Consider the following 1318-nt stretch of genomic DNA (forward strand, 5'->3'; position numbering starts at 1 on the left):
CAGGGCCGCGCGGTGATGTTGATCAACACCGGCGGCGACTCAGAAGCGGTGGAGCGCGCCCTTCACCAGGCGCTCGAGTATCGGGCGAGCGCTGTGGTGGTGCTCTCCGGCGCCCCGGCGGAGTCCCTGGTGCAGGCCTGCATGCAGAGCGGGCTGCGGGTGGTGCTCGTCAACCGCGGCCACACCTTCAGCGGCCCGGTGCACATCACCCTGGGCCACGAGGAGGCGATGCAGGAGGCCTTTGCCCTGTTTCATCGCGCCGGCTGTCGCTCCTTCGCCTTGGTGAGCTCGACCGCCGGCACGCCCAGCCTGCTCGCCCGGGAACAGGCGTTCACCCGGGCGGTGAACGACGCCGGGTTCGTGCTCTCGACGGTGCGCCCGGGCCCGACCGGCTATGCCACCGGCCAGGAAGCCGCCAGGCAACTGCTCGGCCGCGCCCATCGCCCGGAGGCGGTGCTGTGCACCACCGACCTGCTCGCCTGCGGCTTTCTGGATACCGCCCGACACGTCTTCAAGCTCGACGTCCCGCAGGAGCTTTGCGTCATGGGCTTCGACAACATCGAGCAGGCCGGTTGGGAGAGCTACGCCCTGACCACGTTCCACCACCCGGTCGAGGAGATCGCCGCCTCGGTGGCCCAGCAGCTGGCCGACGACAGCGTCACCGGCCAGGTCATCACGCTTCCGGCAACGCCGGTGTGGCGAAGTACCATTCGGCCCGGCTGAAAGCTCAGGGCCTGCCATTTCGCTAGACGAACCATCGATTTCATTCGCCCGCCTGGGCGAAGGGGCCCCTTCGTGCCCAAGAAACGCAAACCGAATCACAACCCGGGAGAACGCACGTGACTTTCACGTCTCACCACCTCGCACTCGCCGCCTCGCTGACGGGCCTGATCGCCGCCACGTCGGTGCTCGCGAGCCCGTCGAGCGACGCCCCAGAAGAGCGCACCTACTACAGCACCAAGACGCCCTACGTCTTCACGTCCACCGAGCTCACCCCCGCGCCGCCGGGATTCACGCCGGTCTTCGTGCAGTACGTCGGACGCCACGGCTCGCGCCACCTCTCCAGCGCCAAGTACGACAAGACGCTCTTCGAACTGCTCGAGATCGCCGAGGAGCGCGGCCAGCTCACCGACGAGGGCCGCGTCCTGAAAGACGAGATCGCCCGGCTGATGGAGATCGAGCAGGACGTCTACGGCGAGCTGTCACGCCTTGGCGGCCAGGAGCTTCACGACATCGGCGTGCGCCTGGCCGAGCGCTTTCCCGAGGTATTCGCCGAGCACCGGCCGGTCATCGCCCACGCCACCTACAAGGCGCGTAC

General features: G+C 68.2%; 1 protein-coding gene and 1 pseudogene. Both read left to right on the forward strand.

Features of this window, described 5'->3' with window-relative positions; genetic code table 11:
* A partial coding sequence (locus tag BIS11_RS17790; RefSeq protein ID WP_253586754.1) for a substrate-binding domain-containing protein occupies positions 1 to 723 on the forward strand: 723 nt, incomplete at its 5' end.
* A gap of 116 nt (positions 724 to 839) precedes the next feature.
* A pseudogene (locus tag BIS11_RS17795) lies at positions 840 to 1318 on the forward strand (histidine phosphatase family protein); the annotation flags it as partial.

The sequence above is a fragment of the Halomonas sp. 707D4 genome, assembly GCF_024158685.1.
Lineage (GTDB): Bacteria > Pseudomonadota > Gammaproteobacteria > Pseudomonadales > Halomonadaceae > Vreelandella.